Origin of the sequence: Paenibacillus filicis, from assembly GCF_038070315.1 — a bacterium.
Taxonomy (GTDB): Bacteria; Bacillota; Bacilli; order Paenibacillales; family NBRC-103111; genus Paenibacillus_G; species Paenibacillus_G filicis.
The window spans coordinates 47,069-63,070 of sequence record NZ_JBBPCC010000020.1; the positions used below are offsets into that span (position 1 = coordinate 47,069).

The following is a 16,002-nucleotide window of genomic DNA, read 5'->3' on the forward strand; positions in this document are numbered from 1 at the left end:
CTAGTGACCGGACTGATCGAACCGAACGAACCGGGGGAAGTCCACTCGGACGCCCTACGCTTAGTGCACTTGCGCCTGGCCTTATTGTGCGGTCAGCCGATTGATGACCATCAGGGCTGCACCCGCTGCCAGCGCATCCTCGCCCAGTGTGCCTTGGCTGAAAACGACCTGGTATTTCGGGTAGTGATAGGCCCGCTGAATCGCGGTCCGGGTCGCCGTATGGAAAAAGCCCGGATGGCTGCTGATCAGGGCTCCGCCGAGAATGACCTTCTCGGGATGAAGAATGTTCAGCAGATTGGCAAGGCCGATCCCGAAGTAGGTGGCCGCTTGGGTAAATAGCTCCACGGTTAGCGGATCATTCTCCTGCAGGGCCTGCTGGAGATGAGCGAACTGGATTTTCTCCGGGTCCGGCTCCAGCCGCAGCAGCACACTGTCCCGGCCCTGCTTGAGGCGTGCCTGGGCTTGCTGCTCCAGAGCATGGATCGATACATAAGATTCCAAGGCCCCGAAGTTGCCTTGTCCCCACATCCGCGGACCGTCGGTCTGGATGATCATCTGACCGAGCGAGCCTTCCATATCAACCGCCCCGTAGACGACCTGGCCGCCTGTCATCATAGCGGAGCGCAGCCCGACACCCACGTGTACATACAGCAGATGGCGGTAATCTTGCTCCCGCACCGACCAGGATTCGGCGATCAGCGCCGCATTGGCGCCGTTGTCCAGCGTGCACGGAATCCCGAGCCGCTCCTCAAGCCATGCGGTGAGTGGCACCTGGGTCCAACCCGGTGCGGGAAAGTGCAGCGGCTCCAGCAGGACCCCGGAGCTGCGGTCCAGCGGCCCGACGGCGCCGATCCCGATCCCCAGCACCCGGGAGCTGTCCAGCCCGCGCTGTGCCAGCATCGTCTCCGCTTCCGCAGCAATTTCCTCTAGCAGCTTCTGCGGCGTCATCTCCTCATCCATCACCCATCGCTTCGCTTCGAGCGGGTTCATCTTCAGATCGAAGAGCATCAGTCTGGAGTGCATTCGGGATATATCCAATCCGAACACATAGGCATAATCGGAATTAATCGTATAGAGAATCGGCCGCCTTCCGCCCGTGGACTCGCCGAATCCGGCCTCCAGGATCAGCTGCTGCCCGGTCAGTTCCTCTAATGTACGGGTCAAGGTGCTGCCCGTCAGACCGCTGCGGTCGAGAAGGTCGATTTTCGACACAACGCCGTGCTTGCGGATATGTTCATAAATTTCTTTGGCTTTGCGTCCGTTAATCCGTTGCTCGACGCTTATTCGGTTCATGGGAATTCCTCCATCATCAGGAAGGGCTTTTATCAATCATTTATTATACTACAGCGGGACAAGGTTCACCATAGATTTTGCGAGCCGCAATCTGGTAGAATAAGCATAGTTTGTTACAGGATAAAGGAGCAGAGAATCGTATGTCGGGTTGGTATACCAAAAGTTTCGGAGACGATTATCTGATCGTCTATAAGCATCGTGATATGCAAGGGGCCTATGAGGAAGTCAGGCGTATGATGGAGTGGCTGGAGCTGGCGGAGGGCTCCGATGTGCTTGACCTGTGCTGTGGGATGGGACGTCATTCGATGGCGCTCACGGACTTCGGCTTTCATGTGACCGGTGTCGACTTATCGGAGGTGCTGCTGGCAGAGGCCCGCAGGCTAGACGCCAAGGAAGAGGTGGTCTGGGTTCGGGGCGACATGCGGCAGGTGCCGCTAGAGGGACCTTTTGACGCCGTTGTCAATTTGTTCACATCCTTCGGCTATTTCGACGAGGATGCGGAGCATGAGCGGGTGCTGGGCGAGATTAGACGTATGCTGCGTGAGGGCGGCAAGTTCATTATTGATTTCCTGAACCCGGACTATGTGTGCCGTCATCTCGTTCCTCATTCCGTGCGGATGGAGGATGGGCTGCAGATCGAAGAGACACGTCGCATCGAGAACGGCTACGTCTGTAAAACGATCGTCTTACAGGAGGCGGGCTCAGAAGATAAACGTATCTATGAGGAGAAGGTCAAGCTGATCGACCTAGAGTCATTCCGCGGGATGCTGGAGCGGTCCGGGCTGACTGTGGATGCCGTTTATGGAGGGTACGACGCCTCGGGGTATTCCGCTGCTGAGTCCAAGCGGATGATTTTCGTAGGCCGACGGGGTGAGGCTCTTGAATAGCAACAGGCCCGGACCACCGGCGGTGATCACGAAGCATCCAGATGCGTTCCAGATCAAGGTACCGCTCCCTTTCCCGCTGCGCTGGGTGAACGCCTACGTCGTGGAAGGACCGGAAGGGTGGACGATCGTGGATCCGGGACTGCGCACAGCCGAAGCGGAGGGAGTATGGCAGCATGTCTTCGCTGAGTTGAGCCTGCACCCTAGTCGGATCGAGCGGATCGTGCTGACGCATCATCATCCGGATCATTATGGACTGGCAGGTTGGCTGCAGGAGCTGATAGATGCCCCGGTGCTGCTGTCGCAGGCAGGTCTGAATCAGGCCCGCCTGCTCTGGGGCGAGCATACGCCGCTCACGGAGCGGCTGCTCACGCTGTTCCGCCGGCACGGGTTGCCGGAGGAGTTGACCACTCCCATGCGCGAGCATATGGACGGCTTCGTCGAGGCTGTGTCGCCTCAGCCCGAGGTGACGCTGGTGGAAGCAGGAGAGATGGTACCGCTCGGTGGAAAATCCTACCGGACGATCCATACGCCCGGCCATGCATCCGGTCATCTCTGCTTCTATCAGCCGGAGACGAAGGTTATGTTCTGCGGCGACCATGTGCTGCCGCAAATCTCGCCCAACGTAAGCTATCTGTCCGAGGACATCGATGCGAATCCGCTATCCAGCTATCTGCATAGTCTGGAGGAGGTCAGCCGGTACGAGGTGAGCTTCGCTTATCCCGGTCACCGGGAGCCGTTCTCCCGGTTCGCAGACCGCGCCCGCGAGCTGATTGGGCATCATGAGGAGCGGCTCTCGGCGATGGAGGCTTTGCTCGCGGAGCCATTGTCCGCTTATGAGGTATGCCGGGCGGTGTTCGGCGACCGTCTGAGCTTCCATCAGCTCAGATTCGCTCTGGCCGAGACGCTGGCTCATCTGGTCTGGCTGCAAAAGGCGGGCCGGGCGGTGCAGCAGGAGCGGCAGGACATTCTTTATTACGTGAAAAATAGATAAGCGGCGGCCATCAGCCGTCCCCATGCGCGCCATTCCGGGAGATGAACCGGAGCGGCGCGTTTTTTGCGTGTGCATAATGGCGGGTTCGTGTGGAAATAGTAGGAATTCAAGGATAATTTCAGATGGTTTTTACATGCCGGCCTGATCCAGGCAGGATGCAGCGAGGAGGACGGAGCATGCATAGATGGCAAGCGAGAAGCAGGAAACGTGTCTTGATCGGACTGGTAGTCCTGATCGCATGGGGCAGTGCGGGCTGCACGGAGGGGGGGCCTGGGGAGCGTTCCCTGTCCATAAACCTGGACGGAAGGGAGCTGGCTATGGCGGGAATCGATGAAGGCCCGGGAGGCATCCGCGTTACCGCACTGAGAGCGGCGTCCGCCCGGCCAGGCTCCGGCATTCGTATGCTTGCTGCAGGCACGGTGGATTCCCGCTCCTTCGTCTCGCTGGCTGATGCTTCTGCGCCATGGCGGAATCAGCAGCCTCCTCGGCTCGTCGTGATCGGCGAGAGCTGGGTGGCCCGGCACGGCTTTCCCGCATCCTGGGCGGCTGAGCTACGGCGGCTGGGTCTGCGCGGGGGGACGCCGCCTGCCGTGGCCGTCGTGGAGGGCGCGGCGGAAGATTTTATCCGCCGCCCGGACGCGGGGATGATCGGCAGCTACACGGTTGAGCGGCACGGTATGGTCCGGGACTCGCTGCGTGAGGCAAGAACGGATTATGAGGCGGACCAGGCGCTGCCGCTGTTTCCGGCCGGATTGTCGATGACGGCGGATGGGAAAAATTCCCCTGTTTCGGTGCAAACGATACTGTTTAAGAAACAGGAGCTTGTCGGACGACTGACCGCGGAAGAAACGATTGTGCTCGCCTGCCTACGGGGAGGAGATATGAGGCAGGATTCGCTGTATGCTGCCGGGGCCGATGCAGATACAGGGGCGGTCACCTGGCAGGCTGTTTCCTGCCGGACCGGAGTTGCTGCCAATGGCGACTGGAAACGTCCACGCTTGAAAATATCCCTGCACGTCAAGGGCCGTTATACGGCGCCTCCCGGTTCGGATAAGCCGGTGGCTGCCCTGTACCAGGAAAGGCTGAAAGGACAGGCAATAGCCCTGATCGGCCGGCTGCAGCAGCTCGGAGTCGATCCGCTGCGCTGGGGCGAAGCAACCCGAGCTCAATTCCCGGGATACTGGAGTGCCGACAGGTGGCGAAGCTCCTGGACCAGAGCTGATATCGAATGGAATATTGACACTCATCTTGTGGAGGTAAAACGATCATGACAACTGCACCTCATCCGAACTGGAAACGAAAGCTGCTGCTCTCCGCAGCCGCTATGCTGGCTGCCGCGCTGCTCGCAACCGCCTGCTCGAAAAAAGCGCCCGCCGAGCCGGGCAATCCGGCGCCCCCGTCTGCTTCCACAGGGGACAATAACCCGCAGACACCTTCGGGCAACGGGCAATCGTCTCCTGCAGGTCAGCCCGCGCCGGGTGGAGACGCCGCGAAGCCAGCAGAGCCCGTGAAACTTGTACCGCTGGAATTCACGGAAATGTACAGACAAACCTTGCTGGACTCGGCCAAGGCTCAAGGGATTAAAACCGTCTACGTCCCCAAGCTGGGGGCGCAGGACGACCGGATCTCGCAAATACAAGGCATGGAGAAGGCCTTCACTCTTCAATATCTGAACATGGAACTGATCGAATCGTCACAGGAGATTAAGCCATCCGGACAGGTAGAAAATGAGAAGCAGGTGAAGCTCAAGAACGGGAATGGGCAGTGGGTGACTGCAGGCGGTCAAACCGCCTTGTATATGAAGCGGGGGGATACGTACCTGGCGCTTCGTTCGCTGCAGAAGCTGACGGACTCGGACATTGAGGCGATTGCGGACTCGCTCGGGGCGCTGTAAGAAGCTGCGCACTGTCGAGCCTGCCTACAGCGGCAGCGCTGAGATTACGGCACTGCTTATGCCTAGATGCCTGGATAGAAGAGTGAGAAGAACCTAGCACCCAAAACGGCCTGGCCGTGGACGATGATGTCCGCAGCCAGGCCGTTTTTGGATGGACCCCGGTGGATGGAAAGGCATCCCTCATCATGAGGAAAGGGATGTCAGGAGGAAGGGGGAATCAGGCCCTTCTTCTCGATCTCTTCCTGCTTCCGGTGGGCGATGCGGCTGCTGGCCGACGCGGCGATGGCGCCTACAATGTCGTCCAGAAACGTGTGCTTATGCGGTCCGGACTTATCGTTCAGCTTATTGACGATACCCGGCTTGAGCTTGTCGATATAGCCGAAGTTCGTCAGTCCGATGCTTCCATATACGTTCACGATGGAGAGGGCAAGAATTTCGTCGCAGCCGTAGAGTCCCTCATCGTTCTCGATCATCTCCTGCAGCGGGGAGAGCAGCTTGCCTTCCTCGGCCAGCAGATCGAGCTGAATACCAGTCAGAATCGCGTTCTGCACCTCACGCTTCGAGAGGACTTGCTCGACGCTCGCCAGGCACTCCTCGATGGTCAGGGAGTCGTAATATTCACGCTGCAGCGTATACGTGATCTCGGCGATATCCAGGGTCCGAACGCCCCGGTTGATGAGCCATTCATGGGCTGCATCTGCGACTTTCTTGCTGTTCAGGCTATATTTCATAAGGGTCCTCCTTCCAGGTTCGCGAAGAACCGGAACTGGTTTTTGCCGAGCTGCTTGGAAGCATACATGGCATTGTCCGCGCATTGAAGCAATGCCTCCCCGTCCATGCCGTCATCCGGGTAGAAGGCCGCTCCAATGCTGCTTGAAATCCGAATCTGGTTACCGCCGATATCGAAGGGCTGTCTCAGCGCATCGCTGATCCGCCTCCCGATCTTGGCCACGTCCTCCGGCTGGTCGAACTGTTGGACCAGTACGACAAATTCGTCTCCGCCCATCCGGCATACCGTGTCCGGGTCGCGGACGGAATGCGACAGCCTGGAGGCAGCTGCGTTCAGCAGCTCATCGCCGATGGAATGGCCGTACTGGTCGTTGATGCGCTTGAAGTCATCGAGATCCAGATAAATGACCCCGAGCTTATGATGGTATCGCTTGGCGATATGCATGGCTTGCATGAAGCGGTCCTGGAATAGCCGCCGGTTGGGCAGGCCTGTCAGCGGATCGTAATAGGCTAGACGGGTCAGCCTTTCTTCCTGTTGCTTGTAATGGGTGATCTCGCGTGCGGATATGGCGGCATGGACACCGTCTTCATCGGAATGAACGGGATACCCCTTGGCTTCGAGCCATAGGAGGGAGCCGTCAGGCATGACAGAGCGAAACATTAAGATGAAAGGGCGCCGCTCACGCCAAAGGGCAAACCAGGCTTCCTGCACGTCAGGCAGGTCGCTCTCGTGTACGATGGCGAATAGAGTTTGTCCGGTTTGATGAGCGGGGGATACGCCTAGCGGAACGCCGGCGTCGTTCAGAATCCAAAGCCAATCGGGCGATTGCCGTACGACGGCTCGATACACTCGGTCGGGGAAAAAGTCGTGCATACGGTTTTCCACTGGCAATCACCTCTTTTTGGAAAAACACCTCTTTATTATAGGCTGTTGGTACTGGTGAAATCAAGAAAATCTGTATCTCCAGAACCAAATTCATTTCTTGCCGGAAATGGACAAACAGCAGGCATAAACTTGTCTGGCTGCCGTATACATAGGAGTAAACGGACAACTTCCCAAACCAAGGAGGAACAAGCATATGAAACTGAATAAGCCGATCCGGTGGGCCGCCGTTACGGGCCTGATCATGGTAATGACGACGGGCTGCTCCATCCTGGAAACGAAGGAACAATCGAAGCAAATCGATCCTCCGCAGGGTGGTGTGGAAGCCAAAGCGACAGGGGCCCGGGTGACCGTCCCGGAGCTGGTCAATCCGATGTCTCTGACGGTGTACGCGAAGGACGAGCGTGGCTTCGTCGCTCCGGTGACTGTCCAGATTGAGAAGGCGGTCGACACGGCCAAGAAAGCGCTGGAATACATGGTCAGTGGCGGACCGTCGGAAGGACGGATGCCGGCAGGCTTCACGGCTCTGCTGCCTAAAGGCACGGAGGTGAAGGGCATCAACGTCATCTCGGATCAAAAGCTGGCAATCGTCGATTTCTCCAAGGCATTCAACGATTACAACGCGCAGGATGAGCGCAAGATTCTGGAAGCTGTCACCTGGACGCTGACCGGCTATCCGACCGTGGAGAAGGTGCAAATCCGCGTCGAGGGCGCGGCCATCAAGGAAATGCCTGTCGACGGAACTCCGCTCGACGAGCCGCTGTCCCGGACGATGGGTATCAACCTGGAGAAGCCAGAGAGCGTCGAGTACGGCCAGGCTACCCCGGTGACCCTGTACTTCCTGAGCCACAATCAGGAGGACTATCAATATTATGTGCCGGTGACCCGGCTCATTAAACGGACCGATCAAGTGGCCGAGGCGGTGATTCAGCAATTGATCGTCGGTCCGGACCAGCACAAGGGGCTGGCGGCCGTGCTGAATGCAGGCAGCGAGCTGCTGAATATTACAAGTTCGGATGAAGTGATCACCGTGAATTTCTCGGATAAAATGCTCGGTCCCGACCACAAGGCTCCCGCAGAGGCGCTGAAGGCCGTCGTCCTGTCGATTACCGAAAATGCCGGAACCGGTAAAAAAGTGCAGATTCTTGTCAATGGGGACTCCAAGGTCAGCGCGACGGACAATGTAAGCTACGCGAAGCCCGTCTCCCGTCCATCCATGGTTAACCCCAATAAATTATAGGCGGCAAAGCGAGAGGAGCTGGCGGACCACGCCAGCTCCTTCTTGCGCGGGCAAAGTCTGAACAAAGGTTTGGTTTTCCACAGGCCCTTTGGTACAATGAGGTACGGATGAGGTAAAAGGAGGACGAATGACTCATATGAGAAGCGACGGGAGAAGTGCCGATCAGACCCGAGAGATCCGCATTACGACGAATTATACGAAGCATGCTGAAGGTTCCGTACTGATTGAGGTCGGAGAGACCAAGGTGATCTGTACGGCCACGGTTGAGGAGCGGGTTCCTCCCTTTATGAAGGGGCAGGGCAAGGGCTGGGTCACGGCGGAGTATTCGATGCTGCCGCGGGCAACAGCTGTGCGCAATCAGCGGGAATCCGCCAAGGGCAAGCTCGGCGGACGGACGATGGAGATCCAGCGTCTGATCGGACGGGCGCTTAGGTCCGTTGTGCATCTGGATGCTCTGGGAGAGCGGTCGATCACACTGGACTGCGATGTCATTCAGGCCGACGGAGGCACACGGACGACGTCCATCACGGGCGCTTTTGTAGCGATGGCGATTGCCATCGACAAGGTGGCCCGGGAGAAAAATTTGAGCCGCTTCCCGATTCACGACTTTCTGGGCTCGGTCAGCGTAGGCATCGTGCAGGAGGCCGCTTGTCTGGATCTGAACTATGAGGAGGACTCCAAGGCCAAGGTCGACATGAACGTGGTGATGACCGGGGAAGGGAAGTTCGTCGAGGTTCAGGGAACCGGAGAGGACGCGCCGTTCTCCCGTGAGGAGCTGGATTCGCTGCTGGCGCTCGCGGAAACCGGCATTCGCTCCATGATTGCCGAGCAGGAGAAGGCGCTAGGTCCGATTGCGGAGCGGATCAGGAGGGGATCTCATGCGTCTGCACGATCCTAAGGTGACGGAGGTCGTCATCGCGACTAAAAATGCGGGCAAGGTCAAGGAGTTCGAAGCGTTGTTCGGTGCGCAGGGAATCGTCGTGCGCAGCCTCAGGGATTACCCGGACATCGCGGATATTCCGGAGGATGGAGATACCTTCGCCGCCAATGCCCTGATCAAGGCGAGAGCCGTGGCGGCCATACTGGGCGCTCCGGTGATCGCCGATGATTCGGGTCTCGCGGTAGATCGTCTCGGCGGCGCTCCGGGCGTGTACTCCGCCCGTTATGCAGGCGAGCCTTGCGATGACACGGCCAATAACCGCAAGCTGCTCGAAGAGCTGCGGCGGCTGGGCCCGGCAAGCACGGACTCCGAAGGTGAGGCAGGTCCTGACCGCGGCGCAGCGGGCGGGAGCGGAGAGCCGGTCCGGCTCAGCGGTGCTCAGTTCATATGCTCGATCGCCTTCGTCGATGCCGAGGGCAAGCAGATTGCCCTGGTGCAGGGCGAATGCCCAGGTGAGGTGCTGGACGGGCCGCGCGGAGCAGGGGGGTTCGGGTACGACCCATTGTTCTATGTGCCGCAGCTTGGACGATCGATGGCCGAGCTGACGATGGAAGAAAAAAATGCGATCAGCCACCGCGGACAAGCACTTCGCAAGCTTTGGGCGGAGCTGGAAGAGGCGGAGCGGGTTTAAAGTTTCTGCGCAGCTCCAGTCTCTATAAATGGATGCATCATTTTAAATTGGCAGCACAAATAGCGTAACCGGATAAGCCCGGTTTACGCTATTTGTGCTGCGCTGCGACTCCTCATCCCACCAGCTTAGCGAACGGATACCTTATAGTGGCGCAGCCACAGGTCGACCTGGGCCAGATAGGCGAACAGCTGAGGTCCCGTCATCAGCTGCCCGAACCATGGCAGGTTGAACTGGCCGTTATCATTTTCCGCGAGAGCGCGGATCTTCTTCACGTCGATGAACTGCAGCAGAGGGGAGCTGGAGTCGTTCAGAATGTCCAGCACCCAAGTGCGCACCGCGTTCAGATAGTTAGGGTTATGCGTCTTCGGGTACGGGCTCTTCTTACGTGTCAGCACATCCTCGGGCAGCACGCCGCTCAGCGCCTTGCGCAGGATGCCCTTCTCCCGGTCGCCGGAGGTTTTGATCTCCCACGGGATGTTCCAGACGTACTCCACCAGGCGGTGATCGCAGAACGGCACCCGCACCTCCAGGCCGACCGCCATACTCATCCGGTCCTTGCGGTCAAGCAGCGTTGGCATGAAGCGGGTAATATTGAGATACGACATCTCCCGCATCCGGTTCTGCTGCTGGTTCTCTCCGGCCAGGCGGGGTACCTCGGATAGAGCCTGCCGGTAGCGGTCCTTCACATACTGCTCCGGCTTCACCCAATCCGTGAAGTCAGGGGAGAGCAGCGCGACCCGCTCGGGGGTAGCCAGCGCCCAGGGAAAGGTGTCCGCATTCAGCGATTCCTCCCGGTGGAACCACGGGTAGCCGCCGAAGATCTCATCGGCCGCTTCGCCGGACAGCGCAACGGTGGCATCCTGCTTGATCTCCCGGCAGAACAGGTACAGGGACCCGTCGACATCGGCCATGCCTGGCGTATCTCTGGCGAAGACGACGGTCTTGAGCGATTCGACAAGCTCGGGCGTGTCAAATACCTTGGCATGATGGATCGTGCCCAAGTAGTCGGTCATCCGCTGAATCCATGGGGCGTCGGAATTCGGCTGGAAGATGCTCTCCTTGAAATGCTTGTCGTTATCGGCATAGTCGACCGAATACGTATGCAGCGGACCGAGGCCCTGCTCCTTGTAGTAGGCGGAGGCCAGCGAAGTCAGCGCGCTGGAGTCCAGCCCGCCCGACAGCAGGGTGCAGATCGGAACGTCCGAGGCCAGCTGGCGGATGACCGTATCCTTCAGCAGGTCGTGAACCCGGGCTGCTGTCGTATCCACATCATCCTCATGAGGCTTGCTCTCGAGCTTCCAATAGGCGTTGATCCGGAGACCTCCCGCATCCATGATCATCGCATGGCCGGGCTTCAGCTCGTTCATGTTTTTGTAGATGCCGTGACCGGGCGTACGGGCCGGTCCGACAGCGAAAATTTCCGCGAGTCCTTCCCCTGTAATCTCAGCTGGAAAATCGGGATGAGCCAGAATCGATTTCGGCTCGGAGCCGAACAGCAGGCGGCCGGAGACATACGAGTAGAACAACGGCTTCACGCCGAGCCGGTCTCTGGCGAGAAACAACGATTGTTCCTCGTCATTCCAGACGGCGAAGGCGAAAATGCCGTTAAACCGGTCGACGCAGCTCCGTCCCCATTCGATGAAGGAGACCAGCAGTACCTCCGTATCACAATTGGTGGAGAACCGGTGTCCGCGGGTCTCCAGCTCCTTTTTCAGCTCAGGTGCGTTATACAGCTCTCCGTTATATACGATGGCGAACGTGTTGTCCCCGTATTTGCGGATCATGGGCTGCGCGCCGTTCGCCGGGTCCATGACGCTCAGCCTGCGGTGCCCGAGCGCGCAGCGTGGCGTAATCCACGTGCCCGAGGCGTCTGGTCCGCGCGGTGTCAACGTATCCGTCATGTTAATTAGAATGGACGGATGCTGGGTCAAATCCCGTTTCCAATCAATCCACCCCGTGATGCCACACATAGGTCTTCATCCTCTCTGGTCTAGAAGTGACGGCTGATCCTGCCTGTTGCAGGCGAGGCGCGAGATGATTAAGATTATGCGTCAGCCGGTCGTATCATGTCTGTCCAAGCCCCGGTATTGGCCCTCTGTTCGGTTCGGGAAAGATTGGACAAACGGGCGCGGACAAGCTACACTAAGGGCAATGGAATTATTGGAAACTCCCGCACGTTCCTCTATGAATAGAAAGGGACGGTTTTATCCCAACCTACATAGCATATCGCGAGACTTGGGTGACTCTAGGGATCAACAAGAAAGGTGGTCGTCACGATGAAGAAAACGATGTCCGAAGAACAAAAGGAATACAAAGAGGCCAGAGAGCTATTCCAGGCGGCGAACAGCGAATTTGAGAAAAAGCTCGCTACGACCAAGAAGCTTGGCAAAGTCGATCAGGACGTGATGGAGCGTCTGGTCGAGGATACGGGCCTGCATACGGCTCTGAACCGCCTCGGCGCTGCGGAGAAGGCTCTGCTCGAGTGGTCGCACGAGATGATCCGCAACGAACGCGATTATTTGAAAAACAAAGAGTCCGTTGACCGCATGTATGCGTTCATCGACGAGAATCCGAATATTAAGGCGCAGCTGATCCAGGCTGCGATGAAGATGGAATAGTCGCCTTGCACATGGCGGACGGCCGGGAATAATCCCGGCCGTCCGTTTTTTCGTATAACCGGACACGCGGATTGGCAACCTAAAGTATGCAGGCAAATTTAGGAGGGATTTCAACTGTCCACCTCCATTCGGATGGGGCAAGCCGTCATGATCATCATGACCTTCGTCGGTTTGATGAATCATGTGCTGATCATTCCCGTGATGCTGGACGCTGCCCGGAGAGATGCCTGGGTATCGGCGCTTGTCTCCGTGCTTCCCTACATGCTCTGGATAGCTATGCTTGCTTATATCGTGCGCAGCAGCGGGCAGAAGCCGATGGCCGCCTGGATTCGCAGCCAAGGAGGCCGGGCTTCCGATCTCATCATCAGAATACTCCTGGGCGGGTATTTGCTTATAGTGATGTTGATTACGCTGAAGGATACCATCTTCTGGGCGAAGGATTCATACTTGCCGGAAACGCCGACAGTCGTGCTTTGCCTGCTGCTTTGCCTGCTTTGTTTCTTCGCGGCACGCTCCGGGTTTATGGCGATTGCCGTCATTACCGGCATTCTGCTGCCGATCATCGTCCTGCTCGGGTTCTTCGTCGGGATCGGCAATGCCCCTAATAAGGACTATTCCTTTTTGTTCCCGATCTTCGAGCACGGATATATCCCCATGCTGCAGGGCTGCGTGCCAGCCTTGGCTGGCTTTGGGGAACTGACGCTGTTCTTATTCATCCAGCATCATGTCTCCACGCGGGTACGCTTCGTCCACCTGGCCCTGACGGGACTGATTCTTGTCGGATTGACGCTGGGACCGGTTACCGGAGCGATCGCCGAATTCGGAACGAATGAGGCCATCAAGCAGCGGTACCCCGTATTTGAGCAATGGAAGCTGCTAATCATCGCTCACAATATCGAAAGGCTTGATTTTTTGTCGATTTACCAATGGTATGCGGGCGCATTTGTCCGGATATCGACCTCGCTCTGCATCTTTGCGGAATGGACCGGCATGACGAGGAGCACCCGCCGGAAGGACATCGGCATGCTGGCCGTCCTATCGGTCCTGTCGGTGTCTGCACTGTATCCCTTTACCGATAATGCCTTTTATTTATGGCTCAAAAATCAATATTTCTGGGGCGCACTGGGTCTGCTGATTCTAATCACGATATGGCTTTATGTCCTTGCGCGTCTGTCCAAACGAAAGGAGGGACGAGTCTGATGAATGGGAATGCTGCACCTGTGGGCGACAAGACAGCCTGGGACCGGGAGAGGCTGACCGCGCTGTTCGGGTTTTGTGATGATGTCATCATCTACTCCATTCCCGGCAGAGCCGGCATCCTGCTGTACTGTGACGGGCTGAGCAGCCTGAAAAATATCGAAGAAGCGCTGGGGCATGAGTGGGAGCTGCGGATCGCGGGAGAGGCCATGCGTTGGCGCGATGGATCCTTTCTTCCTTTTCAGGTAACGAAGGTAGCTGTAGATGCGAACGCTGACCATTTGTCCGGACTCGTCTTTGCGGGCTGGGGCTTGATTTATCTGGAAGAAACAGGGCTATTATTCGCAGTCAACAGCAGTCAGCGTCCCGAGCGGGAGCCGAATGCTTCTACGACGGAGCCGACCAACTACGGGCCCAAGGATGCCTTCGTGGAAAGTGTACAGGTCAACATAGCCTTAATCCGCAAGCGTTTGCGGACCCCGATGCTGGCTTGCGAGATGTATACAGTCGGTTCCCGCAGCCAGACGAAGATTGCCTTGCTATATATGACGGATCTGCTCGACGACAGCACCTTGAAGCAAATCCGGGAGAGGCTGACTGCGATCAAGCCGGAGGTCGTCCTGACCAGTGAGCAATTGAAAAATATGCTGCTGCGGCCCGGATTCGCCTTTTTTCCCCTGATGTACAACACGTCCCGTCCAGATATGGTGGTGGAGAGCCTGGTTTCCGGAAGGTTTGCGCTGCTGACCGATGGTCTGCCCAATGCCCTGATTGCTCCCGTCCAGATCTCCTATCTGATGTCGAGTCCGGAGGATACGCATCTTCCCGCGCCTGTGCTGATGGTCGGCCGGATCATGCGCTTTGCGGGCTTGTTGATCGCCCTGCTGCTGCCGGGCTTCTGGACGGCGCTGACGACCTATCATCAGGATCAGATCCCGCTGGCGCTGCTGGCTACGATTACGATGGCTAATACGGGAACGCCAATCTCGGGACCTGTGGAGCTGCTGATCATGCTGCTGATGTTTCAATTGTTCGTGGAGGCCGGAGCCCGACTTCCCTCGACGTTCGGCCCTTCCATCTCGGTGGTCGGAGGGCTGATTATCGGCGATGCCATCATCCGCGCCGGCTTGTCCTCGCCGGCCTCCCTCGTCGTGGCTTCGGCCACCATGACCAGCCAGTTCGTGCTCATGGGCGGGATGTTTGGACTGGCCGTCACGCTGCTGCGCTTTTATATTTTCTTGCTGTCCGCCTTCTTTGGTCTGTTCGGATTTTTCACCGGCGTGATCACGATTCTGATCTATATGTCCAATCTTCGCTCGTTCGGCATCCCCTATCTCGTGCCCCTGTCTCCGTTCAGACTGGACGCGCTCCGCTACTTCTCGATTCGCTTTCCGCGAGGGGAGAAGCGCAAGCGTCCGAATTTCCTGGACGACAAGGTGCCAAGTCCGACCGACGGGGTAGAGGGAGAGCGGTCATCGTGAGTCGGCTGCTCCCGGGGCTTATGCTGCTGCTTCTGCTCACCGGCTGCTGGAATGCCAGCGATGTGGACGATCAGGACTATGTGAACGCGGTAGGCATCGAATACAAGGAGAAGGAAAAGGAGTTCTGGATTCATATTCAATTGATCAGCTTTGCCAAAATCGCCAAAGATACCTCAGGAAGCACGTCGCCCTCTCCCGTCCCGGCATGGATCGCGACCGGCAAGGGGGAGACCCTGCTGGAGGCGATCGAACAGATCTACAATATGTCCGAGCGGAAGCTGTACTGGGGACATGTGACGTCCATCGTGCTGGGTGATGGCCTGCTACGCACGCAGAATCTGACCGAGGTGCTTGAAACGTTCATGAGGTATTACGCCCTGAGATATACGATGTGGACGTTCAGTACGAGCGAGGATATGATCCAGCTGTTCAGTGCGGCGCCCAATTTCGAGAAAAGCCGGCTGACGATGCAGCTTCATTCCCCCGATGCACATTACGAAGTGATATCGATGGTTGAGCCTATGCGGTTGAACCGTTTTTTGCAAATGTACAGCGGCACCCGCCGGACCGCGCTTCTTCCCTGTCTGGGTCTGTCGGACAAGGTGTGGAGCAAGAACGATAAGCCGCTGAGTTCGATGACGGTGAATGGCGTTCACGTATTTGCAGAAAAGCGGCATAGCGGATTTCTGGCCTTGAGCAAGCTGCAGGGATTGCGCTGGCTGGATAAGCATACGATGCGCGCGACGGTCAGCGTGATGGAGCAGGGCAAGCAGCTGGCAAGCATCCGGATGCAGCATCCCAAGATCCGGATTTTGCCGCGGTATGAGGACGGCCTCATGCGTTATGATATTCGCGTTACGGTGGAGGGTACGATTAATGAACTGAAGCGGTTTATATCCGAGAAGGAGCTGGCGGAGAAAACCAGTCAAGCCATTGAGGAAGAGATCAGAAGGACATTCGTTAACGGAATTCGTATGGGCTCGGATCTGTACCAGCTCCAGCCGCATGGACGCCCTTTGTTGATGGTCCCTTGGACACGCCAGCGGGCAGAGGCTGCAGCAGAGTCGCTGACGGAGGCATCTCTGCAGCATGTGACCGTCAAAGCCAGAATTGTTTCGGGTGGCAAATACAAGATGTACAGCGAGCGGTAAAGCTTCGGAAGTTTTGCTTTCGCCCCCAATTTCCGGTACACTGCTCTCAAAGAGTCCCCGATGAAAG

Annotated in this window: 15 protein-coding genes; 11 read left to right on the forward strand and 4 right to left on the reverse strand. The window is 57.7% G+C overall.

Going from position 1 to position 16,002, the window contains the following annotated elements; genetic code table 11:
* Positions 1-81 precede the first annotated feature (81 nt).
* A complete protein-coding gene (locus WMW72_RS25655) occupies positions 82-1,293 on the reverse strand; it encodes an ROK family protein (RefSeq protein ID WP_341418432.1) in 1,212 nt (403 codons plus the stop codon).
* A gap of 140 nt (positions 1,294-1,433) precedes the next feature.
* On the opposite strand from WMW72_RS25655, the gene WMW72_RS25660 reads away from it, so the two are divergent.
* The 4 genes from WMW72_RS25660 to WMW72_RS25675 all read left to right on the forward strand — a co-directional run bounded on the left by WMW72_RS25660 (position 1,434) and on the right by WMW72_RS25675 (position 5,065).
* Positions 1,434-2,180, forward strand: coding sequence for a class I SAM-dependent methyltransferase (locus tag WMW72_RS25660; protein ID WP_341418433.1), 747 nt, complete (start codon positions 1,434-1,436; stop codon positions 2,178-2,180).
* A gap of 22 nt (positions 2,181-2,202) precedes the next feature.
* Positions 2,203-3,171: an MBL fold metallo-hydrolase gene (locus tag WMW72_RS25665; RefSeq protein ID WP_341418434.1), complete on the forward strand. Its 969-nt coding sequence runs from the start codon at positions 2,203-2,205 to the stop codon at positions 3,169-3,171.
* Positions 3,172-3,347: 176 nt separating this feature from the next.
* A complete protein-coding gene (locus tag WMW72_RS25670) occupies positions 3,348-4,442 on the forward strand; it encodes a Ger(x)C family spore germination C-terminal domain-containing protein (protein WP_341418435.1) in 1,095 nt (364 codons plus the stop codon).
* Positions 4,439-5,065 (forward strand): hypothetical protein, encoded by a 627-nt coding sequence (locus tag WMW72_RS25675; protein ID WP_341418436.1) that lies wholly within the window; start codon positions 4,439-4,441, stop codon positions 5,063-5,065. Before WMW72_RS25670 ends, WMW72_RS25675 begins: the two co-directional genes overlap by 4 nt.
* A 200-nt stretch (positions 5,066-5,265) precedes the next feature.
* On the opposite strand, the gene WMW72_RS25680 is transcribed toward WMW72_RS25675, so the two are convergent.
* The gene (locus WMW72_RS25680) at positions 5,266-5,796 is read right to left on the reverse strand and encodes a phosphatidylglycerophosphatase A family protein (RefSeq protein WP_341418437.1); all 531 of its coding nucleotides are present in this window, start codon (positions 5,794-5,796) and stop codon (positions 5,266-5,268) included.
* On the reverse strand, positions 5,793-6,680 hold the full coding sequence (locus WMW72_RS25685; protein ID WP_341418438.1) for a diguanylate cyclase domain-containing protein: 888 nt from the start codon (positions 6,678-6,680) through the stop codon (positions 5,793-5,795). The genes WMW72_RS25680 and WMW72_RS25685 overlap by 4 nt, the downstream gene beginning before the upstream one ends.
* A gap of 193 nt (positions 6,681-6,873) precedes the next feature.
* Between WMW72_RS25685 and WMW72_RS25690 the strand changes: the two genes are divergently transcribed.
* From WMW72_RS25690 to WMW72_RS25700, 3 genes are all read left to right on the forward strand, one after another.
* Positions 6,874-7,917, forward strand: coding sequence for a GerMN domain-containing protein (locus WMW72_RS25690; protein WP_341418439.1), 1,044 nt, complete (start codon positions 6,874-6,876; stop codon positions 7,915-7,917).
* A gap of 136 nt (positions 7,918-8,053) precedes the next feature.
* Positions 8,054-8,815, forward strand: a complete 762-nt coding sequence (gene rph, locus WMW72_RS25695; RefSeq protein WP_341418522.1) for a ribonuclease PH — start codon at positions 8,054-8,056, stop codon at positions 8,813-8,815.
* On the forward strand, positions 8,796-9,488 hold the full coding sequence (locus WMW72_RS25700) for a non-canonical purine NTP pyrophosphatase (RefSeq protein ID WP_341418440.1): 693 nt from the start codon (positions 8,796-8,798) through the stop codon (positions 9,486-9,488). Before rph ends, WMW72_RS25700 begins: the two co-directional genes overlap by 20 nt.
* A gap of 125 nt (positions 9,489-9,613) precedes the next feature.
* Here the strand turns inward: WMW72_RS25700 and asnB are convergent, their stop codons facing one another.
* On the reverse strand, positions 9,614-11,458 hold the full coding sequence (gene asnB, locus WMW72_RS25705; protein ID WP_341418441.1) for an asparagine synthase (glutamine-hydrolyzing): 1,845 nt from the start codon (positions 11,456-11,458) through the stop codon (positions 9,614-9,616).
* A 306-nt stretch (positions 11,459-11,764) separates the two neighbouring features.
* Here asnB and WMW72_RS25710 point away from each other — a divergent pair, with 306 nt between their 5' ends.
* The 4 genes from WMW72_RS25710 to WMW72_RS25725 all read left to right on the forward strand — a co-directional run bounded on the left by WMW72_RS25710 (position 11,765) and on the right by WMW72_RS25725 (position 15,935).
* Positions 11,765-12,106 (forward strand): hypothetical protein, encoded by a 342-nt coding sequence (locus WMW72_RS25710; protein WP_341418442.1) that lies wholly within the window; start codon positions 11,765-11,767, stop codon positions 12,104-12,106.
* A gap of 132 nt (positions 12,107-12,238) precedes the next feature.
* Entirely contained in the window at positions 12,239-13,306 is a 1,068-nt protein-coding gene (locus WMW72_RS25715) for an endospore germination permease (RefSeq protein ID WP_341418443.1), read from the forward strand.
* A complete protein-coding gene (locus WMW72_RS25720; protein WP_341418444.1) occupies positions 13,306-14,784 on the forward strand; it encodes a spore germination protein in 1,479 nt (492 codons plus the stop codon). Before WMW72_RS25715 ends, WMW72_RS25720 begins: the two co-directional genes overlap by 1 nt.
* A complete protein-coding gene (locus WMW72_RS25725) occupies positions 14,781-15,935 on the forward strand; it encodes a Ger(x)C family spore germination protein (RefSeq protein ID WP_341418445.1) in 1,155 nt (384 codons plus the stop codon). Before WMW72_RS25720 ends, WMW72_RS25725 begins: the two co-directional genes overlap by 4 nt.
* Positions 15,936-16,002 lie beyond the last annotated feature (67 nt).